This is a genomic window from Capnocytophaga sp. oral taxon 335 str. F0486 (genome assembly GCF_000277665.1).
Taxonomy (GTDB): domain Bacteria; phylum Bacteroidota; class Bacteroidia; order Flavobacteriales; family Flavobacteriaceae; genus Capnocytophaga; species Capnocytophaga ochracea.
In genome coordinates this window covers 1-23,987 of record NZ_AKFR01000008.1, presented here as the reverse complement: position 1 = coordinate 23,987, position 23,987 = coordinate 1, and the positions used below count along the sequence as shown (strand labels likewise).

The window sequence follows — 23,987 nt, the reverse complement described above, 5'->3', positions numbered from 1 at the left end:
CTACTGGATTCGAACCAGTGACCCTCTGCTTGTAAGGCAGATGCTCTGAACCAGCTGAGCTAAGAACCCTTACGTTTAATTCGGGTGCAAAGGTACTACTTTTTTTTAACTCTCCAAATTTTTTGGTAAAAAAAGTAGAAAAAGATTACAATGTAGTAAGTATTACCTCTTCAGCTCCTTTATGAAATGTATGTCCAGAGGTTCTTATAGCGTTGTAACTGATAGAGTGTGTGGACTATGCGTTGGTTTTGGGGCAACTCTAAATTAGGGTCGGCTTTCAGTAGATCGATAGCCTGAAAGCGCGCTGCTCTTAGTATATCTTGGTCTTTTACAAGGTCGGCTATTTTTAGAGCGAGCACTCCACTTTGTTGCGTACCCATTAGGTCACCAGGGCCACGCAATTTTAGGTCTACTTCAGCAATTTCAAAACCGTCGTTGGTGCGCACCATCGTTTCCATACGTGTACGAGTATCGTTACTCATTTTGTTGCCCGTAAGTAATATACAATAACTCTGTTCACTGCCACGACCTACACGTCCTCTCAACTGGTGAAGTTGTGAGAGTCCAAAGCGCTCGGCACTCTCAATTACCATTACGGAGGCATTGGGAACATTTACCCCCACTTCTATCACGGTGGTAGCCACCATTATTTGTGTTTCATTACGTAGGAAGCGCTCCATTTCAACATCTTTTTCAGCTGGTTTGAGTCTACCGTGTACCATAGAAACCTTATATTTTGGCAAAGGGAAGCTTGCCGTGATATAATCATAGCCTTCGGTAAGGTTCTTAAAATCTAACGCTTCCGATTCTTCTATAAGTGGATATACTACATAAGCTTGTCGTCCTTTATCTATCTCTTTTTTAATAAATTCATAAGTCTCTGCACGGTGGTTTTCAAACTGATGTAGAGTTTTAATAGGCTTACGCCCAGGGGGGAGTTCATCTATTATCGAAACATCTAAATCACCATATACACTCATCGCTAAAGTGCGCGGGATAGGGGTGGCAGTCATTACTAAGATATGAGGCGGAATAGTGTTTTTATGCCATAACTTCGAGCGCTGTTCTACCCCAAATCGGTGTTGCTCATCGATAATGGCAAGTCCTAAGTTTCTGAACTGTACTTTGTTTTCCAAAAGAGCGTGAGTACCTATGAGGATAGAAAGCTCTCCAGATTGTAATTGTTCATCTAACATTTTGCGTTCTTTAGTTTTAGACGAACCTGTGAGCAGTGCTACAGTTACTCCTGTCTCTTTTAGTAGTTCACTAATGTTTTGGTAATGTTGATTGGCGAGAATTTCGGTAGGTGCCATCAAGCAGGCTTGGCAACCATTATCTACTGCTAAAAGCATCGTCATTAGGGCTACGATGGTTTTACCAGAGCCTACATCGCCTTGCAACAAGCGGTTCATTTGGGCATTTGAGCCTACATCGGCGCGTATTTCTTTCAATACTCGTTTTTGGGCATCGGTAAGCGGAAAAGGCAAATGATGGTTATAGAAGTTCATAAAAGCATCGCCTACATTCTTGAAAGGTTGTCCTTGGAACTTCTGTTTGTGCAGAAGATTCTTGCGTACCAACTGCACTTGTATGTAGAAAAGCTCTTCAAATTTGAGTCGTACAGAGGCTTTAGTAAGCAAAGTTTGATTTGTAGGGAAGTGGATATTGCGCATTGCCTCCTGCTTGGAGATGAGGTTCATAGAAGCGAGTATGTTATCTGGTAAATTCTCGGCAAAGCTATTGCCTATTTCTTCAAAAACTGTTTGTACTAATTGGCGCATCACTCTATTGGTAATGTTGCGTTTAGCTAATTTTTCGGTAGAGGGATATACGGGCTGAATACTGCTGTGTCCTGCCTTCTTGAATTCACTGAGCAAGTCCATTTCGGGGTGAGGCATAGAGAAAGTGCCTCCAAAGAAATTCAGTTTGCCAAAAATCACATAAGGTTCGTTGATTTTTAGAGATTCACGCAACCATTTGAGTCCTTTGAACCACACGAGCTCCATAGCGCCCGTATCGTCTACAAAGGTAGCAACAAGACGAGTACCTTTTTGGTGAGCCGACTCTACTGTGCGTAAGTTTACTATCTTGCCTACGAGTTGTACCTCGGCATTATTGTTCTGCAATTCGTTGATTTTGTAAAACTTGGTACGGTCGATATACCTGTTGGGGAACAAGTTCAGCAAATCTTGATACTCATAGATACTGAGCTCTGTTTTCAGGAGTTCAGCCCGCTGATTGCCTACGCCACGCAGGTAGTTGATGGGAGTATGTAGGATATTCTCTGGAATCATAAGAGCAAAAGTAATAAAAAAATACAAACATTAAGCTCACGTTATTTAATTCTTGTTTATAAAAATTACCTCAAATATCTTATTCCAATTCTTACCCGTGATGAAGAAAGTATTACGCCTAGCGTGATAAGCAATGCCATTAAGAACATCTAAATCAGGAGTTTGTTCTACTTTTTCTTTTAATCCTCGTACATCTACAACGCCTTCTATAGCACCATTATTGGGGTTGATAATCATAATACCATCTTTTAGATAAGTATTAGCATATATTTTCCCGTCTACAAATTCTAATTCGTTAGCATTGGTAAAAATAGATTTATTAGTACATAGTTGCAAACTGTCTACTTCTTCAAAAGTGTTAGGATTCAGTATCCAAATCTTTTCTGAACCATCACTTTTGTAAAGTTTGTCACTACCGTTATGACAGAGTCCCCAACCTTCTTTACTTTTATTGTAAGAGAATGTTTTTAACAGTTTTAGCTGAGTATCATATACGAATCCTATATTTTCTCTCCAAGTGAGTTGGATAATTTTATCTCTAAAAACGGTAGCTCCTTCACCAAAATACATTGCTTGTAAAGGTACATTTTTGTACATTTCGCCCGTAAAAGGATTCCATTTGCGTATGGAAGATTCTCGGTATTGCCCTGTGCTTTCTACTAAAGTATCACCTATAAATTCTAAACCTTGAGTATAAGCCTGTTTGTCGTGGGGATATTCATTTAGTATTTTATAAGTATACAATTTAGGAGCTTGTCCTGCCAAAAGTAAAATTTCTTTTCGTACTTTATAAACTTCTCCTTTATCAGTATATACAGTTACTTCCAAAGGCTGTTTACCTAACATTAGATTTTCAAGTACTATGTTCTCATTAGTAACAACAAGCTCTTGGTGATGAAACTGATAGCTAATCTTTACTATTTTACCTTCAAACTTAGGATTCACAACTTTTATTTGTAAAGTTTCTCCTATGTGGTATTCCTTCTTTTTAGGATACAGTTCTATATTAAAAGCGTCTTGCTTAGGTGGATTTGCATTTTTGCAAGCTCCTATTAATAAGAAACTTAATATGCAAATTAACTGTTGTAATTTCATTCTATCGTTTACTTTGAAAAATATAAGTAATAGTTCCTGTTTGCTCTTTTTTGCCTGTTACAGCATTAAATCTGGCTCTGCTAGCATATAGTAATGAGTTTTCTATAAGGCAATCATCATTAGTAGTTGAATTCATTTTGTCAAGAGCTGTTCTAATAACTCTTCCTGCTTCATCAACTGTAATAATAATCACTACTTGCCCTTCTTTTTCACAAGTAAATACAGGGTTAGGTATATTTCCTGTCCTGCCAGATAAGGCATATTTTACTAAAGTATTCTTATTTACTTTATTATCAGATGAAATTTTAGTTGTTTTTTGAAGAGTATTATCGTCCGATATTACTAAGTTAGACGACATTTTATTATTACTCACCAATTCTTCTTTAGCACTTTCCATCTCTTTAGAAGCACGCTCTGCCATTATTTCGTCTAAAGTTTTAAAATTCTCAGTATGACGTAAGTCAGCATTGGCTTGATTATAAGCATTAGTAGTCAGTTTTGCATTCATAGTTTGAGAAAGATCAGGCGCTTCAGTTTGTTCCTCTAATTTTGGAGGTTCATAAGGTAAATCATCTGGAGTGAATGCCATTTCAATCATTATTTCTTTCTCTCTACTGCTAAGTTGTATCACCATAAGGGTTACTATCGTACCGAAAAGTATCAGTAAAGTAAGTATAATTGCCTTATCAGTATTTGAAAACATCGATAGAAAGTAGCGAAACTCATATTTGATTCCTGAGGTCTTTTTCTTCTTTTTTCGAGGAAAAATAGCTTCTATATTAAGGTCGGAAGTGTGTTGTTGTTTTTGTTGTTTATTAAGGCGTTCTCGCTCTCGCTCTTCATACACTTCATTAATAGACTTTTTCCTATTGTTTTGTGTGTTCAAAGTAGATTCTTTTCGAGCGAAATGGTCATTAAGAGTTGTTTTATTCTTATCGATAAATCGCTCGAATACAGTAGTGAGAATAATAGGTTTTGTTTGCATTTTTGGAATATGTATGTTTATAAATTCATCAGGCGTTAAGGCATCATTTACCGAAAAATCACCTATCTTAGTACGTCGCAATGCAGATAGATAGCCACCAGACTCTAAGGCTTTACCAAAGTCGTTTGCCAAGGAGCGTATGTAGGTGCCTTTGCTACATACCACCTCAAAGTGCAACTTAGGAAACAGACTTGCATCTATATTGAAACTGTGAATATAGATAGTGCGCTGAGGAACTTCTATTTCTTTCCCGTCGCGGGCAAATTCGTAGAGCCGTTTGCCTTCTTTCTTGATAGCTGAAAATACAGGAGGCGTTTGCACGAGTTCCCCTACAAACTGCATTCGCACTTGTTCTATCAGTTCAGGAGTGATATGGTCAGTAGGGTAGTGGGCATCTATTTCGGTTTCCTTATCGTAGGAAGGAGTCGTAGCCCCTACGGTGATAGTACCCGTATAAGTTTTTACAGCGTCTTGTATTTCGGTAATCTTCTTAGTAAATTTGCCCGTACAAATCACCAATAAACCAGAGGCAAGCGGGTCTAATGTTCCTGCGTGCCCTATCTTTATCTTCTTGAGCTTATAGTGTCTGAGTATTGCCCATTTGATTTTGTTCACTGCTTGAAACGACGACCATTGCAGGGGCTTATCGATAAGCAAGATACGACCTTCTGTAAGTTCTTCTGGAGTTATCATACTATTCACTTTTCACTTCCGTAGTATTTTTCCCCTATTCGTATTTTCTCTCTTCCGTTAGCTACTCGCCATTTGTTAGCATCGCGCAACGAGAAAGCACAACCGCAGTACTCTTGTTGGTAGAACTTCTCGTTTTTGCAGATTTCCATATTACAGGCAGCACCTCCGTTTTTGCGCCAATTATAGTCCCAATAGGTAAGTCCCTCGTACTTGCTAGCAGCATTTTTGCCTGCTTCATTCACTTGGTTGAGGTCTTTCCAACGCGAGATGCCCAGTGAGGTTGCAATGGTATCGAAACCGTTTTCGTAAGCATATAAAGCCGTACGCTCCATACGCATATCAAAGCACATTGCACAGCGACTGCCCCGTTCTGGTTCAAATTCCATACCTTTAGCACGCGTATACCACTTATCGGTGTCGTATTCGGCATCTACAATAGGTACGCCACACTTTTCAGCAAAGCGGATATTTTCCTCTTTGCGAATTTCGTATTCTTTTTGAGGATGAATATTAGGGTTGTAAAAAAATATAGTAAAGTCTATCCCCGATGCCTGAATAGATAGTATAATAGAGCCCGAGCAAGGCGCACAACAAGTGTGCAACAAGAGCTTTTTGCCATTGTTGGGCAATACGAGATTCTTGTGGACTAATTCCATAGTATTTTTATAGTTTTCTTTCAGAGGGCAAAAATACAAAGAAATAGTAATATATCAAGATTCTGGTGGGTACATTTGTTTGAGAGCGTTCACATATACCTCTGCGCCTTTGCGTTTAAAACCTTCATTTTCATAGAGCTTAATAGCTGCGTCGTTAGTAGGTGAGGTAAAGAGCAATATTTCTCCCAAGCCCAATTCTTTGCCTTTGGCGATAAGAAGTTGTATGAGCTGAGTGCCTATTTTTTTACCACGTGCCATCTCGTCTACCACCACATCTTCTATCCAACCTTTATAGCCCGAAATCACTCTGTAGATAGCCATAGAAGCCATTCCGTGTAGGCGACCGTCTTCTATGTAACCCACTACATAAGGCATTTTAGTTTTGTCCTGAAAAAGGTCAGATAGTCGTTGCTGGTAGCGCCTGCTCAACAGTGAAAAAAGTCTGTGAGCGTCATCTTCAATGGTTGGTGTAATGTTGCTTTTATTTAAAAATGTAATCATATTATTTAGTTGTTAGTCATTAGTTTACTAGTTTTTAATCACCATATTCTGCCAAAGTTTTAAACTTGTACAAAGTTGATATACCTATTACTTCTCACACTTGTCATTTCTCTTGCTCCTTTTCATTACTACTCATTTACCACTTATCATTTACCATTAAGCATTAATTTCATCTTCTGTTGTAATTCCTTAGCTTTTTCACTTGCTACTTTGGCAAAGTCCTCGCCCTTAGAAGCGTAAATAATGCCTCTTGACGAGTTGATAAGCAGTCCGTAGTGGTCGTTCAAACCATACTTACATACCTCTTCCAAGCTGCCTCCTTGTGCCCCTACTCCTGGTATTAACAAGAAATGTTCAGGTATAATTTTGCGTATTTCCTTTAGGTATTCCGCCTTGGTCGCACCCACTACGTACATCAAGTTTTGGCTGTTTTGCCAAGTGAGTGAGGTGCGTAATACCTTTTTGTACAGCTCTTCATCGTTGAGTTTTTGCGTTTGGAAGTCGAAAGCCCCTTCATTAGAAGTTAGAGCTAAGAGAATCGTGTGTTTGTTCTCAAAAGCTAAAAAAGGCTCTACCGAATCTCTTCCCATATAGGGGGCTACTGTCACGCTATCGAATTGCATATCCTCAAAGAAAGCTTTGGCATACATACTTGAAGTGTTGCCTATATCCCCGCGTTTAGCATCGGCAATAGTGAAAATCTCAGGGTGGTGACGGTTTAGGTAGTCAATCGTCTTTTTTAAGGCACGCCAACCTTTTTCGCCGTGGGCTTCGTAGAAAGCTGTATTGGGTTTGTAGGCTACTGCAAAAGCGTGGGTAGCCTCTATAATCGCCTTGTTGAAGGCAAAGAGTGGGTCTTCCTCTTCAAGCAAGTGAGGAGGAATTTTAGTCATATCGGTATCCAAGCCCACACATAACAGCGATTGTTTAGCTTCGATTTGCTGTATGAGTTGCTTAGTAGTCATTTTCTTCTATACGGGCGATTTCTCGTTCGTAGAAAGCGATAGCTTCTTCTATAAGGTTCTCGCTTTCAGCCTCTAACTCTTTGGTGTCTTCTTCGTCAAACTCTTCCAGCCATTCTACTTCGTCGTTGTCTAAGTTCAGCACGAAGCGCGGATACTCTAAATGCACCACGAACATAGCGTCGGGCATATCGGTGTTGTCACCTAAAATAAATTTTGGGAAGTTACTCATTTCAATTCTTTTATTAGTTCAATAGCTTTAGCTACCCCTGTTGAAGCAACGTCTTTAATTACAGTGATTTTATCTTTACTACTGATGCTTGGACGTGGGTCTATATAATACATAGGTGTATCTTTCTTGGCACAGTTCATCAATCCGGCAGCGGGGTACACTTGTAATGAAGTACCTACAATAATCACTATATCGGCAGTTTCTACCTCTTCGGCAGCCTTTACAATCATTGGTACATCTTCGCCAAACCACACAATGTGAGGTCGTAATTGTGCTCCACTGGGGCTCAGGTCGCCCACTTTAATGTCGTCAGTACAGTTGTATAGCGTATAGGAGTCATCTACTCCCCGCATTTTTAGCAGTTCGCCGTGTAAGTGAATAATGTGATGGCTACCCGCACGTTCGTGCAAGTCATCTACATTTTGAGTGATGATTACCACGTCGTACTCTTTTTCCAACTCGGCTAATAATAAGTGAGCGGGGTTAGGTTGTACATTTTTCACCTGTTTGCGCAAACCGTTGTAGAAGTTCAATACAAGTTCAGGGTCTTTCTCAAAACCATAAGGTGTTGCCACTTGTTCTATATCGTGACCTTCCCATAAACCATCGGCATCTCGGAAAGTTTTTACACCACTTTCAGCACTAATCCCTGCCCCTGTGAGGACTACTATTTTCTTCTTTTTCATATTGGTAATGTTAGTTATAGTCTTGTCAGAGAATTAATTTGCGCTTTCGTGCGCTTTGCACCTTGCCAAAGTTTTTAATTGCCTATCGTGCTACGACTTGCCTGTTGGGCTACGACTCTTAGCAAAGCAGAAGTCTACCAATTTCCTACTTCTTATCTCTACTTTAGCATCAACTTAACTTCACTTTTCCTTCGTTCATTGTTCGTTCATTGTTCGTCTTTCCTATAAGCTTTCTATAAGCTTCTCCCAAATTAACCATTAATCATTAACCATTAATCATTAAATAAGGTTTCTATGCTAATTAACTCATCTACTAATAAATAAAAAAAAGTCCCTTTCAACTGAAAGGGACTTTTTTACTGCAATTACTTTTTGTTTACTGCTTCAGATAATTCAGCCCCTGCTTTGAATTTTACAACTTTCTTAGCAGGTACTTTAATTACTGCACCAGTACGAGGGTTGCGAGCCTCTCTGGCTTCTTTTTTAGCAACTGACCAAGAACCGAATCCTACGACAGCTACTTTGTCACCTTTTTTTAGAGCCTTTTCAACACTTGAAAAGAACGCTTCAACAGCTTTTTTAGAGTCGGTTTTTGTAAGTCCAGACCCTGCTGCAATTGCATCAATTAATTCTGATTTGTTCATATGATAACTTATAAATACAGTTAATAAGGACAAAGGTAGTAATATATTTCATCATAGCAAGTATAAAACAAGAAAAAATGCGATTTTTAGTAAAAAATTAACATTTTAGGTGCTTTTTTAGCGCTTTTTTTTGGCTCGTTAAACCTTTTTTTCTACTTTTGCACTCTCAAAATAAAGTTAAGAAAGTTCTTACAAATTATGCTTACAAGACGACATATTAGGGCAAAAGTAATGCAATCAATTTATGCAATGCGTCAGAGCCAAAGTCAGGATTTAGACAAAGAATTGAAGTTCTTGCAAAACAGTGCTGATGAAATGCGACACCTATATTTATTAATATTATCACTTTTCATTGAACTGCATTCTTTGGCTACTCATCAACACAAAGTAGCTCAGAAAAAATATTTGGCTACTACTGAAGAAAGAACAGTACATCAAAAATTCTCTGAAAACCTTTTGCTCTTAGCCATCGTTCATAATACATTATTACAAGAAGCCATTGCTGATGCACGTATAAACCATTGGGAAATACACGAAGAGTATGTGCGTACTATATATAAAAGCATTATAGAAAGTGAGTTTTATAAGAAATACAGCAAACAAAAGAGCAGTTTTGAAGCTGATAAATCTTTTTTAATAACTATTTTTGAAGAAATTATAGCTCCCGATGAGACAATATATGAATATATTGAAGATTATAATCTCACTTGGGTAGATGATTATCCCATTGTAAATACCTATATAAGTAGGTTATTTAGAGAAGTGCTCCCTACCTCACCTGATAAATATTTTGTTCCTTCACTTTATAAAGATGAAGAAGAAAAAGATTTTCTTACAGGTTTACTAAAGAAAGCAGTGCTCAATGATAGTAAATGGGAGAATGAAATTATTAGTAGAATGACGGGTTGGGAGAAAGATCGTGTGGCTGTAATAGATAGTATATTGTTAAAAATGGCTGTTTGTGAGATGCTTAGCTTTCCTAGTATTCCAGTGAAAGTAACACTTAATGAATATTTAGAACTTGCCAAGGAATATTCTACTACTAAAAGTAGTGCGTTTATTAATGGTGTAATGAAAAATGTACATAAAGAACTCGAAGAAAAACAACAAATAAAAAAGATAGGAAGAGGACTTTTATAATTGAAAGCCAAAAGCTAAAAAGTTTCTAATTACAATTTTCTAAAATAACTAAAAACTAATAATTAAATTAATAAATATGCAACAATTGATGAACAGTGGTTTACTACCTCTTATATTGATAATCCTAGTATTCTACTTTTTTATGATTCGTCCGCAAGTAAGACGACAAAAACAAGAAAAAAACTTTATTGAAGGAATGAAAAGAGGCGATAAAGTAATTACTAAAAGTGGTATGCACGGACGCATTGTAGAACTTACTGATGATACTTGTGTCTTAGAAACACTTTCAGGAAAAATCAAATTTGAACGTTCTGCTATTTCTATGGAACTGTCAGCTAAATTAAAAGACGACAAGAAAGAAATTCAAGACAAGAAAGAATCGTAGTCATAGAAAGAACCAAAAATGAGAGCGTATCTATTGCAATAGATACGCTCTCATTTTTATTGTGATATTTGCAAAATTCTAATTCGTAGAAAATAATTTTGCAAAGAAATTCTTGCGTTGCATCATAGTTTCTTCTTCGTGATGTTCTTCACTAAATATATCATCAGAAATTTCATAGTCTCCAATGTTAGTATCAGTGTGAGGCATATTAGGGATAGGATCAAAGTGAATTTCTCGCTTGCTTTCGTCCATAATATCCATAATATATTCAATATATGATTTGCCTTGTTTTTCTAAAAAGCCCTTAAAATAACGATTACTGAGCTCCATATCTCCTATTTTTTCAAGTTTAAGGAGCGTTTGATATAAAGGCTCAATATGCTCTGTAATTACATACTTAGGTACTGAATGCTGACGCGCCATAATAGTAACAACATCCCCAATAATATTCCTGCCTACTTCAAAATCGGTAATTACCCAATAATACTTACCCGATTTAGCTAAGTTTTTAATAATAGCGTGAAAGTTCCTCCCCGCCAAAATATTATCCCAAGTAATCTTAAATATGATTTTAGGCATATCGGGGTGACGAATGATGCTATGTGGTTTTCCTAATAATTCAACCGCAGGATAACCACAAACATCTATAAATGTTTGATTTACGTCAGTAATAGCACCCAACTTATCAGTAGTACTGATAATAGTTTTTGTTTTATCCCACACTACTTCTTCATCAATAGGTATAGGTCTAGTAATTAGTTCTGACATAAGATTTCCTTTTATACTTAACGCTACAAAAGTACAAAAGTTATCTGAAAGAACAAAATATTTTAGATAAAATCGTATTACTATTTTGTTTTAAATATAACAATTATTTTTAACACGTTGATTTGTAGTAATTAACAGCTATATTTCTACTCTTCTATATCTTCTTATTTTTAATAGTTTTTGCTTTCCCATACATTTAATTTTTATTATTTTAGCTATTCAAGTAATATAAAAGTATAACTGTATGTTAAAAAATTATCCTAAGAGGCTGATTTTGCTATATTGTTAAAAACTTTGTTAATAACTTATTTTGGATAGAGGGTGAAATTAGAATATAAAGCTGTTACTTTGCACCTCGAAAATAAAAAGTTATGAACGAAGAAAAAGACATTTGGTGGCTCAATGAAGAGTCTGAACAAATCCTCAATAGAGGCTATTTACTAAAAGGAGAAAGCGTAGAAGGTGCAATAGACCGCATTACAAGTGCTGCTGCACATAGGCTTTATAAACCCGAATTACAGCCCGCTTTCAAAGAAATGATTACTAAGGGGTGGATTAGTTTCTCATCTCCTATTTGGGCAAATATGGGTACTGAAAGAGGTTTGCCTATTTCTTGTTTCAATGTGCACGTACCTGATAGCATCGAGGGGATTACTCATAAACTTGGAGAGGTGATTATGCAAACCAAAATAGGGGGAGGTACTTCTGGTTATTTTGGCGAATTGCGCAGTCGCGGTTCTGCAGTTACCGATAATGGTAAATCAAGTGGGGCGGTTAGTTTTATGAAGTTGTTCGATTCAGCTATGGACGTTGTATCACAAGGAGGAGTAAGACGCGGTGCTTTTGCTGCTTATTTAGATATAGATCATCCCGATGCCGAAGAGTTTCTACAAATTAAAGATGTAGAATTCCCTATTCAGAATCTTTTCTTTGGTATTTGTGTACCTGATTATTGGATGCAAGAAATGATAGATGGTGATGTAGAAAAACGTCGCCTATGGGCTCGTGTCTTGGAGTCTCGCCAACAAAAAGGATTACCTTACATTATCTTTACCGATAATGCCAATCGTAATCGCCCTCAAGTGTATAAAGATAAAGATATGCTCATTCGTTCAAGTAACTTGTGCAGTGAGATTATGTTACCTTCTAATGAAGATGAATCGTTCATTTGCTGTCTTTCTTCTATGAACTTAGAGCTCTTTGATGAATGGAAAGATACCAAAGCAGTAAAGTTAGCTGTATTCTTTTTAGATGCGGTACTTTCAGAGTTTATAGAAAAAACAAAGGGTAATTACTATTTACAGGCAGCTCGTAATTTTGCTATTCGTCACCGTGCTTTAGGTTTGGGTGTGTTAGGATATCATTCTTACTTGCAACGCAATATGATACCTTTTGAGAGCTTTGAGGCAACTCAGTTCAATGCCCGCGCTTTTAGATACATTCGTGAAGAAGCTGATAAGGCAACTAAAGAGTTAGCTCATATTTACGGAGAACCAGAAATTTTAAAAGGATATGGTAGACGAAATACTACCACTATGGCAATCGCTCCTACCACTTCCAGCTCGGCTATTTTAGGACAGGTATCACCAGGTATCGAACCTTATTCGAGCAATTACTATAAAGTAGGGCTTTCTAAAGGGAACTTTATGCGCAAAAATAAGTATCTCACTCAACTTTTGGAGGAAAAAGGTCTTAATAATGAAGAAGTATGGCGTTCTATTCGTTTGAATAATGGCTCTGTACAACACCTGCAAGAGTTATCTCAATTAGAGAAGAATGTGTTTAAAACTTTTAAAGAGATTTCACCGATGGAAATTATATCACAAGCAGCGCAGCGTCAAGCGTACATTGACCAAACGCAGAGTTTGAACTTAAATATTCCGTCAGCAATGCCTATTCGCGATGTGAATAAAGTGCTTATTGAGGCTTGGAAATTAGGAGTTAAAAGTTTGTACTATCAGCGCAGTCAATCAGTAGCAAAAGAAATGATGATGAATTTTGTAAACTGTAGTAGTTGCGAAGCTTAATACATTTGATTATAAAGCCTTAGAGATTAAATAACATATTGTATAATATAAAATAAGTCCGATATTTATATCGGACTTATTTTGTTTTCCATATTATTCTTCTTTACGCGGTGCGTTCAAATTCTTTAAGTACATCTACTAATACTTGTACACTTTCTAAAGGCAAAGCGTTGTAGATAGAAGCGCGATAACCTCCCACACTGCGGTGTCCTTTTATTCCACTGATATTGGCTTCTTTACACAAAGCGTCAAAGCGTTCTTTGGTGCTTTCATCGGTGAGGTTGAACACTACATTCATTAGGGAGCGGTCTTCTTTGTTGGCATATCCTACTACTAACGAATTGCGGTCGATTTCTCCGTAAAGCAAATCGGCTTTAGCTCGGTTGCGTTTACCTAAGGCTTGTAATCCACCTTGTGCTTGTATCCATTCGAGTACTAATAGGTTTACATATACTGCAAAAGTAGAAGGTGTATTGAACATACTATCGTTTTTAATATGCAACTGATAGTCCATCATCGAAGGCAGTTTCCTACTTACCTTGCCCAATAAATCCTTCTTCACAATCACTAAGGTAGAGCCTGAAGCTCCTAAATTCTTCTGTGAACCCGCATAAATCAAACTAAACTGCTTGTAATCTAACGGACGTGAGAAAATATCAGAACTCATATCGGCTACCAAAGGGACGCTCGTTTGAGGTAAACTGTGGTACTCGGTACCGTAAATCGTATTATTGGTAGTGATGTGCAGATAATCGATATCAGTAGGGACAGTCACATTTTTTGGAATATACTTATACCCATCGGCTTTAGAGGAGGCTATCACTTCAGCATTACCAAAGAGAGCAGCTTCCTTTTGTGCTTTGTTAGCCCAAGTACCTGTATCTATATAAGCAGCTTTGGTTTCGAGGAGGTTGTATGGCACCATCAAAAATTGCATACTAGCTCCTCCTTGCAAGAAGAGTGCAGTGTACGAATCGTCCAATCCAGCGATTTCCAATGCTAATGCACGAGCGCGTTCTATCACGCGTACAAACTCTGGACTGCGGTGTGATATTTCTATTACCGATAAGCCAGTCCCCTCAAAATCTAATAAGGCTTCAGAGGCTTTTTGGAATACCTCAGGTGCTAAGATAGAGGGGCCTGCGCTAAAATTATGCTTTTTCATTTTCCTTATGTTCTGTTTTATATTTTACGATAAAATCTTCTACTTGGCGTTTCAAGATACGCCATAACTTATCTTGTGCGTATTCGCTCGCCCAAGCCACGTGAGGAGTGTAAATCACACGAGGGTGGTTGGCTATTTTTAGTAGAGGGTCGTTAGCCATTGGCGGTTCTTCTTCAAACACATCGGTAGCAAAGCCCATAATGCGGTTACTTTCTATAGCTTCATATACCGCCTGAGGGTCTACTATAGCCCCACGAGCCATATTGATAATTAATGGTTTTTTACGCAATTTGGAGATGAAATCTTCATCTACTAAATGCTTAGTCTCAGGAGTAAGCGGACAGTTAAGCGAGATGATATCACTCTGTGCCAATACCTTGTCGAATTCAGTATATTCTTTACTACGTGGCGCTTTACCTTGGCGTTCAGCCCATAGCACTTTCATACCAAAGGCTTCAGCTACTTTACTAATAGCTTTCCCTATGTTGCCTACTCCTATAATCCCTAAGGTTTTGGTATGCAATTCAAACACCGGTGGCTCAGTAAGGCAAAAACGACCATCTTTTTCCCAAGTACCATTTTCTACACTTGTGTGATAGGTTTTTAGGGCACGCATAGCCGATAGTAACAACAAGAAGAAGTGCTCTGTTACACTTTCAGTAGAGTAACCCGCTACGTTTTTCACTTCTATACCCAAGGCTTTCGCAGCCTCTTTATCAATATTATCCATACCCGTAGCAGTAAGGTGAATGAGCTTAAGGTTAGGCAACTGCCTAAGGATACTCTCATCGAGTTTCACCTTGTTCACGATAGCTATATCAGCAGGTTTGAGACGTTGAACAATTTCATCGGGAGCTGTTTTTTGGAAGGCTACCCATTGGGCTATCCCTTTTGGGATATCTACATCTATGCGCTCAGAGAGCGTGTTGCGGTCTAAAAATACGGCTTTCATATAATATATTATTAATTCTTTTTTATCTACATAGTTAAGAGAGTGGGGAAGAGCCCTGCTCTTTTTGTTAGAGCGTATACCTTACATACTCTGCCCTCGCATACTTTATCTGTATATAATCAATGTAAAACGAAGTTTTTTAATTAACCGTTAATCATTAATTATTAAATCCTGATACCAGCAGGAAGTATGTCTTTACACTCCTTATTACGCTTAAAAAAAGCAATAGCTACAGGGCAAACGGGCACCACTCTATATTTTTTCTCAGCTACTAAGGCTATTACCCCTTTAAAGAATTCATCAATGAGCGCTTCGTCCGTCGTTTCAGGTAGCAATGTTTTGGTAAAGAATATCTTACGCTCCTGAATAGCGTATTCTACAAAGGCAAGTTCACCGTTGATTTTGGCTTGGTATTGACGTGAAAATTCGCTGTCTATTACTTCCATTGTACTATGTTTTTAATTAGTAATATTCGTTATTTGACAAAAATGTTGTACTTTTGCTTCTGTCTAGATAAGAGATAAGAAGTAAGAAATGAGCATTATACCTCATTCACATACCTAACTATTGTTAGTTTTTACTTTTTACCTATAACCTGTTACTCATTTAAAATTTGGTGCAAAGTTACTTATTTTTCGTAAAAAAGCAATATCAAATGAATATAAAAGATAATCTTTCTATTTATTTAATGCCTGGAATGGCTGCCAGCCCTAAGATTTTCGAGCGTTTGCAATTCCCCAACAATTTTCGTGTGCACTTACTCGACTGGATTACTCCCGAAAAAGAAGAAAGTCTAGCTCACTATGCAGGACGTATTGCAGTAGCTATTACCGAGCCTTCTCCTGTGCTCTTAGGAGTGTCGTTTGGAGGAATTATTGTACAAGAGATAGCTAAGCAACTGAACGATTATCGAAAAATAGTCCTCATTTCCAGCGTAAAAACACAGTACGAACTGCCTAAAAAAATGCTCTTGGCACGTTATACAAACCTGCATAAGTTATTGCCCACTCGTACTATCAGCGATTTGGAGTTTTGGAAAAGATTTTCTTTTTCTGAACTGATGACCAAACGAATAGCTCTATACGAGAAATATATAGGAATGCGCTCCCCTGCCTATCTCGATTGGTCAATAGACCGCATAGTGAATTGGCAACAAAAAGAACCTTTACCCCACACAGTTCACATTCACGGAGATAAAGATCCTGTTTTTCCTATTCAGTACATAAAAAATGCTATTGTAGTAAAAAATGGTACTCATATTATGATTATCAATCGGTATAAATGGTTCAATGAAAACCTTTTAAATATATTGCAGTCAAATTAGAAAAGTACAAGATTAAAAGAGTCTTGCTATTTTTTCTGCAAACGAATCTAAACATAGATGTCTAATATTCAATATTCAAATAACTTTCCTTTGCCTTAGGTTCGTTATTCCTTCGTTCATCGTTCGTCTTTTGTTCGTTGTAGACCCACTGTAGAGCCACTGTAGAACCTCTTGTTGTTCGTCTTATAATTATTCACCCGTGTAGCTTGTTCCATCATTCGTCTCTCGTCATTAGTTTGATATTATTGGCATTACGGTATTAGCGAATCTATATTTTTTTCTTTTCTCTTTTCACTTTCCACTTTTTTTTATACCTTTGCCCCGTTTTTACAGAAAATGGCAATATCTCTCATTCAAAAATACAATGTAGCTGGACCTCGCTATACTAGCTATCCTACTGTTCCCTATTGGGATAGTAGTACTTTTTCTACTGAAAAATGGTTGGAAAGCTTACGAAAATCCTATACTGAGAGTAATAGTACTGAAGGGATTAGCCTATACATTCATTTGCCTTTCTGTGAGAGTCTTTGTACTTTCTGTGGTTGTCATAAACGCATTACTAAGCGTCACGAAATGGAAGCCCCTTATATAGAGGCAATACTTAAAGAATGGCAGTTATACACTAATTTTTTGGAAGAACGCCCTCGTATTAAGGAAATACACTTAGGGGGAGGTACGCCTACCTTTTTTGAACCTTTGCAGTTGCGCCGTTTGATAGAAGGTATTTTTGAACGTGCTGATAAAGCTGATGCTCACGAATTTAGTTTTGAAGGTCATCCTAATAATACCACTGAAACTCACCTACAAACGCTTTACGACTTAGGTTTTAGGCGCGTGAGTTATGGCGTACAAGATTATTCGCCTAAGGTACAAAAAGCCATTCACCGCATTCAACCTTTTGAGAATGTACAGCGTGTTACCCAGCAAGCCAGAGCTATCGGCTATACCTCTGTAAGCCACGATTTGGTCTTTGGTTTGCCGTTTCAAACCTTAGACGATGTACTCTTTACTATTGATAGGAGTAACACTCTTCGTCCCGACCGTATTGCTTTTTATAGCTATGCGCACGTACCTTGGATAAAAGGCAGTGGGCAACGTGGTTTTAAAGATGAAGATGTGCCCACAGGCGAAGTAAAACGAGAGCTGTATGAAGTAGGAAAACAATACTTATTGAAAGCAGGATATGCCGAAATAGGAATGGATCACTTTGCTTTACCTACTGATAGTATGTATAAGGCTTTCAAAAATCATCAATTGCATCGCAACTTTATGGGCTATACAGCCTCCAAAACGCAAGTGATGATAGGCTTAGGAATGTCTTCTATCAGCGATAGTTGGTACGGTTTTGCCCAAAACGAGAAAGATTTAGATGCTTATTATGCACGTCTTGAGAAGAATGAAATCCCCGTGTGTAAAGGGCATATTCTCAATAAAGAAGATTTAATTATTAGGCGTCATATTCTCAACTTGATGTGTCAGTTTACTACTTCTTGGAACGATGAATCTCTTCAGTTTCCTGAAATAACAGAAGTAATAGCACATCTACAAGAGATGCAAAACGATGGTTTACTGCATATAGCAGGTAATCATATAGAAGTCCCCGATGAGGGAAAACCTTTTATTAGAAATATCTGTATGGCTTTTGATTTGCACTTGCAACGCAAAATGCCTAATACCAAAATATTTAGTATGACTGTGTAAAGTTATACTTAACTATCATAGTGATTGAGTTTTTTAGTTAGTGATGAAAAGGGACAGTTGTGAAATTCGTCCCTTTTCTTTTTGTATTTTCGAAAAAAGTATTATTTTTGCCCCGAATTAAGTAACAAATTATTTTTATAAACTTAAAATGAATCATTATGGGATTTTTAAAAGAATTTAAAGAATTTGCCGTAAAAGGTAACGTAGTCGATTTAGCCATCGGGGTTATCATTGGGGCAGCTTTTGGTGCTATCGTATCATCATTAGTGTCTGATGTTATTACTCCTTTGTTATTAACACCTGCTTTGAAAGCTACGGGTGCTGAACACTTAGAAGGTTTGGTATGGAATGGAGTAGCTTATGGTAAGTTTCTTGCTGCTGTAATTAACTTCTTCTGTATTGCACTTGTATTGTTTATGCTTCTAAAAGGTATCAACAAGCTAAACAAACAGAAAAAAGAAGAAGAGGCTCCTGCTACACCAGCTGGTCCTACTCAAGAAGAGTTACTTACTGAGATTAGAGATTTATTGAAAAATAAATAAGAAGAATTTCGTGTAACCGCAACACTACACATTTCAACAATTGTTTAACTAAACCACGCTATACAAGGCGTGGTTTTCTATTTCAGAAGAATTATCTTATCCGTTAAGAGCGTTTACATTAATATAAGGGTTTTGTAGCTTATCTTTTAAGATGACTTCAATTCCCTTTTTTAAGGTTAGGGTAGAGGAGGGGCAACCACTACAAGCTCCTTGCAGTATTACCTCTACGTAATGCGTTTCTGGATTGTACGAAATAAACTGAATATTTCCTCCATCAGAGGCTACAGCAGGCTTTACAAACTCATCTATAATAGCTACAATTTGTTTTGATATCTCATCAGTAGTAACCATAGACAGTAGGCGTTCTTGTATTGCTTGCTGATGTCGTTTAATTTCAGAAGAAGAAATAAGGGTATGCCCTTCTGAAAGATAATTCTTAATAAATTCTCGTATATTAGGAGTAACCATTGCCCACTCTTTGTTATCTTTTTTAGTAACTGAAATATAGTTATTATCAAAAAATACCTCCTCAATAAAAGGAAACTGAGTGAAAAGAGCTTTAGCCATAGGAGCCTCATCAGTCTCCTTTATATGCTTATATTCTATAATAGTAGGAACAAGACGTTTATTGGCTACAAATTTCATTACCGAAGGGTTAGGTGTGGTTTCAGTATATATAGAAATAACCTTCTTTTGTTCACCCTCAGTACTTACAATTTCTCTCCCTGACTGTAAATAAAACAACACTTGCTGTGCCACTTCTTCTTGTACGTCTTTCCATTCTATAATTGGAAATCGTTTTAACGCAATAAAATTACTCGAGATATATACTGTCTTTACAAAAGGAAGGTAAAACAGCTCTTTTGCTAAGGGTGAGTTTTTAGCTTCATCAATATTTTTATACTCGTAACTACCTTTTACTAAGGCTTTATTCGCCTCCAATTTAATAATATCAGGACTCGAAGTAGGCTGTACAGATAGAGTAATATCAGTCATTTATTTTTTAGATTTAAGAAGAAAAGTTAAGAGTCTTTTCTACCAAAGTCCGCAGGGATTTCGCCCCACGCTTTGGTTTCCCATTTGAGAATACGATTAGGATAAGTATTTTCTTGTAGCCATTTTTCAGCACGAGTTATTAGTTCAAATATTTTTGCATTATCAGATGTCTTTCCAAGCTTAGTTTTACATACTTTTTGTTGTACCCAGCGCATTGCTATTTTACTATCCGAATAAATAGGCATTGTAAGGTTGCGTTGTTTTAAGAATGCCAAAGCGTGTACTATAGCCAAAAACTCCCCTATGTTATTGGTGCCATCTTTCATAGGTGAAAGCCTAAATATCTCGGCTTGTGTTTCAGTATCTACCCCCCGATATTCCATTATACCAGGGTTACCGCTACAAGCAGCATCTACCGCAATAGAAGGCAAAATAGGCTTCCCGATAAGTTTTAATGCATCTGATGAAAGAGTAGGCTCTTCTATCTTTTTACCTTTGTACGTTTCATAATTCCCTGCATAGGCTTTTTGTGACATTTCTTCCGTAGGAAAACTTTTGTATTTAGCGTTCGGAAAATTATTAACAGCCCTCTTACATTCAGCCCACGAGGTAAAGACCCCCGTTTGGTGTCCCTCCCATACTACATAATACTTCTTTGCCATCTCACAAAATAAATAGGATTGCCAAAAAGAATATAACAGCTACTATCGCTACAATAACAATATTGCTATTTTCTTTTTCAATAATAGTTTAAAAAACATCTCCTTCTTTTAGCTTCTCAGCATTTTCAGCCAATTGAAGTTCATCAATAAGACGTTGTACATCACCATTGATAACATTTTGCAAATCATAAAGGGTAAGACCTATACGGTGGTCGGTTACGCGTCCTTGCGGATAGTTATAAGTGCGTATTTTAGCTGAGCGGTCACCACTGGAAACCATTGATTTCCTACGAGCAGAATCAGCCTCCATCTTCTTTGCCAGCTCCATTTCGTACAAACGTGAACGCAATACTTTAAGTGCCTTTTCAAGATTCTTGTGTTGCGATTTCTCATCTTGGCAACGTACCTCAATGCCTGTAGGAATATGTTGCAACTGAATAGCCGAATAGGTTGTATTCACCGACTGTCCTCCGGGTCCCGTAGAAGTAGTACGAATGATTTTCACATCAGCCATATCAAGTTCCACATCAAATTCTTCTGCTTCTGGCAATACAATTACAGTTGCTGCCGAAGTATGTACACGCCCTTGTGTCTCTGTTTGAGGCACTCGTTGTACACGATGTACTCCTGCTTCAAATTTTAAGGTACCATATACATTGTCACCCGTTACTTCAAAGATAATTTCTTTATACCCGCCAGCAGTTCCTTCATTAAAGTCCATTACTGAGGTACTCCAGCCTTTACTTTGGCAGTATTTGGTGTACATACGGTATAGGTCGCCTGCAAAGATTGAAGCCTCGTCACCACCTGTTCCTGCACGAATTTCCATTACGGCATTCTTAGCATCTTCAGGGTCTTTAGGGATAAGCATATACTTGATTTCTTCTTCTAACTGAGGTAAACGCTCTTTGCTTTCCTCTAATTGTAACTTTGCCATTTCCACCATTTCGGCATCACTGCCATCAGCAATAATTTCCTCAGCTTCTTGCAAGTTTCCAGTTACGTTTATATACTCATCGCGCTTATCCATCAGTTCTTTAAGGTCTTTATATTCCTTATTGAGCTGGATATAGCGCTTTTGGTCTGCAATAATATCAGGTTGAATGATTAAGTCCGAAACTTCGTCGAAACGTTGTTTTACGATATTTAATTTGTCAAGCATTTTTTATCTTTAAATTCTATTTGGGGTGCAAAAATAGTAATAATATTAGTAAAAAACAAAAATAAAAGGCTGTTCTTAAATGAACAGCCTTTTGAATATGGTTATCTAAATAATTACAATTTAGGAGCTCCAGCAAGGACGTCAGCACTTGCACCTTCAGCAAATTTTTTGTCTTTGAAGTTTTGTACAAATGATTCAGCCAATTCTTTGAGTTTAGCACTGAATTGTGCTTTGTCACTCCAAGTATTTTCTGGGTTCAAGATGCTTTGGTCTGATACACCTTCACAAGATTGAGGTACTTTGAAGCCAAAGATAGGCAATTCTTTGTACTCAACGTTGTTAAGTTTGCCATTAAGGGCAGCAGTGATAAGAGCACGAGTATCTTTTAAGCTACATCTTTTCATTTTTCCGTTGTAACCAGTGTTTACCAACCATACGTTTACGCCAGTTTCTTTGATTTTCTCAGCCAAACGTTTTCCGTATTCAGCTGGGTGAAGTGGCATAAAGGCAGCACCAAAACAAGCAGAGAAAGTTTTTTGAGGGGTAGTGATACCTACCTCAGTACCGGCTACTTTTGAAGTATAACCAGATACAAATTGATAAGCAGCTTGTTCAGGAGTCAATTTAGAAATTGGAGGCAATACACCATAAGCATCGAAAGTAAGGAAGAAGATGTTCTTAGGATTGTGTCCTATAGAACCTGGCTGGATATTTGCGATGTGGTAAATAGGATAAGAAACACGAGTGTTTTCAGTGATATCAGTGCGAGAGAAATCAACTACACCTTTATCGTCCATAATTACGTTTTCAAGGATAGCACCTTTCTTAATAGCTCCAAAGATTTCAGGTTCTTTTTCAGCAGTAAGGTCTACTACTTTAGCATAGCAACCACCTTCAAAGTTGAATACCGTATTTTCAGGAGTCCAACCGTGTTCGTCGTCACCAATTAAATGACGGTTAGGGTCAGCTGAAAGAGTAGTTTTACCAGTACCTGATAAGCCGAAGAAGATAGCAGTATCACCACCTTTACCTACGTTAGCTGAACAGTGCATTGGCATAGTGTTGCGGAACACAGGCAATTCAAAGTTCATAGCTGAGAAGATACCTTTTTTAATTTCTCCGGTATAACCTGTACCACCAATCAAAGCAATTTTTTTGGTGAAGTTCAAGATAGCGAAGTTAGCTTGACGAGTACCATCTACAGCAGGGTCAGCTTCAAAACCAGGTGCATTTACTACCAACCAATCTTCTTTGAAAGAAGGAAGTTCGCTATCATCTATACGCAAGAACATATTGTAAGCAAAAAGGTTGCTCCAAGGAAGCTCAGTAATGGTACGAATGTTAGTACGGTATTTAGGATCTGCACAAACATAACCATCGTGAACGTAGATTTCTTTGTTAGATAAGTAAGCTACTACTTTTTCATATAGTTTGTCAAATTTTGCAGGTTCAAAAGGAATGTTAATACTTCCCCACCATACGCGATCTTTGGTGATATCATCTTTTACGATGAAACGGTCTTTAGGAGAACGCCCTGTAAATTTACCTGTTTTAATAGCAATAGCTCCTGAAGAAGCTTCAACGCCTAATTTTTTATCCAAAGTTTCTTGTTGTAGTTCGTCAGCAGTTAACTGATAACGAACATTAGCGTTCTTAATTCCGTATTTATCAACGGAAAGTGTTTTTGGTTTACTCATAATGTCTTAAATTTGATATTAATTTAACAATTCTTTTTTATCTAATAGCAATATAAAATTGCCTCAATTTTTGAGAGGTCTCTCAAAAACCGGTGCAAATGTACAAATTAATTTTGATACTGAAAAATATTTTTTAATGTTTTTTTGAAGTTATTTTTACGAGTATTTATAACACTCTATATACTCCTTATTTACCTGTATTTTCAAGCTCTAATAAAAGATTTTTAGGTTTTATAATAACACTCTAAATCATCTTATCTTTACTTTATTTCCATTTATCTTTTGTTCATTCTTTATTTGCCTCTGCGGCTCGCACTATCATTTATTTGTTTCTTATTCGTCATCTATTCGTCTTTTCTCTATCTGCCCGTGCGACTCGCACCATCATTTATTCGTTCTTTATTCGTTCTTTATTCGTTCTTTATTCGTTCTTTATTCGTTCTTTATTCGTCTTTTCTCTATCTGCCCGTGCGACTCGCACCATCATTTATTTGTTCTTTATTCGTCATCTATTCGTTTTTTCTCTATCTGCCCGTGCGGCTCGCACCGTCTTTTGTTCGTCTTTTGTTCGTCTTTTGTTCGTCTTTTGTTCGTCTTTTGTTCGTCTTTTGTTCGTCTTTTGTTCGTCTTTTGTTCGTCTTTTGTTCGTCTTTTGTTCGTCTTTTGTTCGTCTTTTGTTCGTCTTTTGTTCGTCTTTTGTTCGTCTTTTGTTCGTCTT

Annotated in this window: 24 protein-coding genes; 6 read left to right on the top strand and 18 right to left on the bottom strand. The window is 37.4% G+C overall.

The genetic code is table 11. The annotated features are described in order from the left end of the window. Positions 1-179: 179 nt before the first annotated feature. The 9 genes from recG to HMPREF1320_RS01005 all read right to left on the bottom strand — a co-directional run bounded on the left by recG (position 180) and on the right by HMPREF1320_RS01005 (position 8,760). Positions 180-2,294, bottom strand: a complete 2,115-nt coding sequence (gene recG / locus HMPREF1320_RS01045; RefSeq protein ID WP_009417144.1) for an ATP-dependent DNA helicase RecG — start codon at positions 2,292-2,294, stop codon at positions 180-182. Between the two features lie 45 nt (positions 2,295-2,339). Continuing rightward, positions 2,340-3,389, bottom strand: a complete 1,050-nt coding sequence (locus tag HMPREF1320_RS01040) for a glutaminyl-peptide cyclotransferase (RefSeq protein WP_009417155.1) — start codon at positions 3,387-3,389, stop codon at positions 2,340-2,342. Between the two features lies 1 nt (position 3,390). Further along, a complete protein-coding gene (gene truB, locus HMPREF1320_RS01035; protein WP_009417153.1) occupies positions 3,391-5,067 on the bottom strand; it encodes a tRNA pseudouridine(55) synthase TruB in 1,677 nt (558 codons plus the stop codon). A 5-nt stretch (positions 5,068-5,072) separates the two neighbouring features. Continuing rightward, positions 5,073-5,723 carry an epoxyqueuosine reductase QueH gene (locus HMPREF1320_RS01030; protein ID WP_009417148.1) on the bottom strand — a complete coding sequence of 217 codons (651 nt, stop codon included), beginning with the start codon at positions 5,721-5,723 and terminating at the stop codon, positions 5,073-5,075. A 54-nt stretch (positions 5,724-5,777) separates the two neighbouring features. Continuing rightward, positions 5,778-6,224 (bottom strand): GNAT family N-acetyltransferase, encoded by a 447-nt coding sequence (locus HMPREF1320_RS01025; RefSeq protein WP_009417147.1) that lies wholly within the window; start codon positions 6,222-6,224, stop codon positions 5,778-5,780. Between the two features lie 146 nt (positions 6,225-6,370). Next, complete coding sequence (gene pyrF / locus HMPREF1320_RS01020) at positions 6,371-7,189, bottom strand: orotidine-5'-phosphate decarboxylase (RefSeq protein ID WP_009417150.1); 819 nt, start codon at positions 7,187-7,189, stop codon at positions 6,371-6,373. Next, positions 7,179-7,418 carry a hypothetical protein gene (locus HMPREF1320_RS01015; RefSeq protein ID WP_002672069.1) on the bottom strand — a complete coding sequence of 80 codons (240 nt, stop codon included), beginning with the start codon at positions 7,416-7,418 and terminating at the stop codon, positions 7,179-7,181. The genes pyrF and HMPREF1320_RS01015 overlap by 11 nt, the downstream gene beginning before the upstream one ends. Further along, positions 7,415-8,104 (bottom strand): SIR2 family NAD-dependent protein deacylase, encoded by a 690-nt coding sequence (locus HMPREF1320_RS01010; protein ID WP_009417158.1) that lies wholly within the window; start codon positions 8,102-8,104, stop codon positions 7,415-7,417. Before HMPREF1320_RS01010 ends, HMPREF1320_RS01015 begins: the two co-directional genes overlap by 4 nt. 365 nt (positions 8,105-8,469) lie before the next feature. Next, positions 8,470-8,760, bottom strand: a complete 291-nt coding sequence (locus tag HMPREF1320_RS01005; protein ID WP_255346883.1) for an HU family DNA-binding protein — start codon at positions 8,758-8,760, stop codon at positions 8,470-8,472. A 186-nt stretch (positions 8,761-8,946) separates the two neighbouring features. Between HMPREF1320_RS01005 and HMPREF1320_RS01000 the strand changes: the two genes are divergently transcribed. Together HMPREF1320_RS01000 and yajC are read left to right on the top strand one after the other, a co-directional pair. After that, a complete protein-coding gene (locus HMPREF1320_RS01000; RefSeq protein WP_009417142.1) occupies positions 8,947-9,888 on the top strand; it encodes a transcription antitermination protein NusB in 942 nt (313 codons plus the stop codon). 76 nt (positions 9,889-9,964) lie between these two features. Beyond that, positions 9,965-10,273, top strand: coding sequence for a preprotein translocase subunit YajC (gene yajC / locus HMPREF1320_RS00995; RefSeq protein WP_002672058.1), 309 nt, complete (start codon positions 9,965-9,967; stop codon positions 10,271-10,273). Positions 10,274-10,351: 78 nt separating this feature from the next. Here yajC and HMPREF1320_RS00990 read toward each other — a convergent pair whose 3' ends face one another. Continuing rightward, positions 10,352-11,041 (bottom strand): PAS domain-containing protein, encoded by a 690-nt coding sequence (locus tag HMPREF1320_RS00990; RefSeq protein WP_009417145.1) that lies wholly within the window; start codon positions 11,039-11,041, stop codon positions 10,352-10,354. A 371-nt stretch (positions 11,042-11,412) separates the two neighbouring features. Here HMPREF1320_RS00990 and HMPREF1320_RS00985 point away from each other — a divergent pair, with 371 nt between their 5' ends. Further along, the gene (locus HMPREF1320_RS00985) at positions 11,413-13,068 is read left to right on the top strand and encodes a ribonucleoside-diphosphate reductase subunit alpha (protein ID WP_009417157.1); all 1,656 of its coding nucleotides are present in this window, start codon (positions 11,413-11,415) and stop codon (positions 13,066-13,068) included. Between the two features lie 103 nt (positions 13,069-13,171). Here HMPREF1320_RS00985 and serC read toward each other — a convergent pair whose 3' ends face one another. From serC to HMPREF1320_RS00970, 3 genes are all read right to left on the bottom strand, one after another. After that, positions 13,172-14,233 (bottom strand): 3-phosphoserine/phosphohydroxythreonine transaminase, encoded by a 1,062-nt coding sequence (gene serC, locus HMPREF1320_RS00980; RefSeq protein WP_009417146.1) that lies wholly within the window; start codon positions 14,231-14,233, stop codon positions 13,172-13,174. Further along, positions 14,220-15,185, bottom strand: a complete 966-nt coding sequence (locus HMPREF1320_RS00975) for a D-2-hydroxyacid dehydrogenase (RefSeq protein WP_009417154.1) — start codon at positions 15,183-15,185, stop codon at positions 14,220-14,222. The genes serC and HMPREF1320_RS00975 overlap by 14 nt, the downstream gene beginning before the upstream one ends. 164 nt (positions 15,186-15,349) lie before the next feature. Further along, entirely contained in the window at positions 15,350-15,631 is a 282-nt protein-coding gene (locus HMPREF1320_RS00970; RefSeq protein ID WP_002672042.1) for a GNAT family N-acetyltransferase, read from the bottom strand. Positions 15,632-15,840: 209 nt separating this feature from the next. Between HMPREF1320_RS00970 and HMPREF1320_RS00965 the strand changes: the two genes are divergently transcribed. From HMPREF1320_RS00965 to mscL, 3 genes are all read left to right on the top strand, one after another. Beyond that, entirely contained in the window at positions 15,841-16,509 is a 669-nt protein-coding gene (locus HMPREF1320_RS00965; RefSeq protein ID WP_009417152.1) for an alpha/beta fold hydrolase, read from the top strand. A gap of 336 nt (positions 16,510-16,845) precedes the next feature. Continuing rightward, a complete protein-coding gene (gene hemN / locus HMPREF1320_RS00960; protein ID WP_009417156.1) occupies positions 16,846-18,210 on the top strand; it encodes an oxygen-independent coproporphyrinogen III oxidase in 1,365 nt (454 codons plus the stop codon). Positions 18,211-18,368: 158 nt separating this feature from the next. Continuing rightward, positions 18,369-18,752 carry a large conductance mechanosensitive channel protein MscL gene (gene mscL / locus HMPREF1320_RS00955; RefSeq protein WP_009417159.1) on the top strand — a complete coding sequence of 128 codons (384 nt, stop codon included), beginning with the start codon at positions 18,369-18,371 and terminating at the stop codon, positions 18,750-18,752. Between the two features lie 96 nt (positions 18,753-18,848). On the opposite strand, the gene HMPREF1320_RS00950 is transcribed toward mscL, so the two are convergent. From HMPREF1320_RS00950 to HMPREF1320_RS11600, 5 genes are all read right to left on the bottom strand, one after another. After that, entirely contained in the window at positions 18,849-19,748 is a 900-nt protein-coding gene (locus HMPREF1320_RS00950) for a NifU family protein (protein WP_009417151.1), read from the bottom strand. A 26-nt stretch (positions 19,749-19,774) separates the two neighbouring features. Continuing rightward, on the bottom strand, positions 19,775-20,410 hold the full coding sequence (locus HMPREF1320_RS00945; RefSeq protein WP_009417143.1) for a viroplasmin family protein: 636 nt from the start codon (positions 20,408-20,410) through the stop codon (positions 19,775-19,777). 88 nt (positions 20,411-20,498) lie between these two features. Continuing rightward, a complete protein-coding gene (gene prfA / locus HMPREF1320_RS00940; protein ID WP_002672024.1) occupies positions 20,499-21,572 on the bottom strand; it encodes a peptide chain release factor 1 in 1,074 nt (357 codons plus the stop codon). 113 nt (positions 21,573-21,685) lie between these two features. Continuing rightward, positions 21,686-23,269 (bottom strand): phosphoenolpyruvate carboxykinase (ATP), encoded by a 1,584-nt coding sequence (gene pckA, locus HMPREF1320_RS00935; RefSeq protein ID WP_009417149.1) that lies wholly within the window; start codon positions 23,267-23,269, stop codon positions 21,686-21,688. Between the two features lie 524 nt (positions 23,270-23,793). Then, the coding region (locus tag HMPREF1320_RS11600) for a hypothetical protein (protein WP_232207520.1) at positions 23,794-23,987 on the bottom strand (194 nt) is incomplete at its 5' end.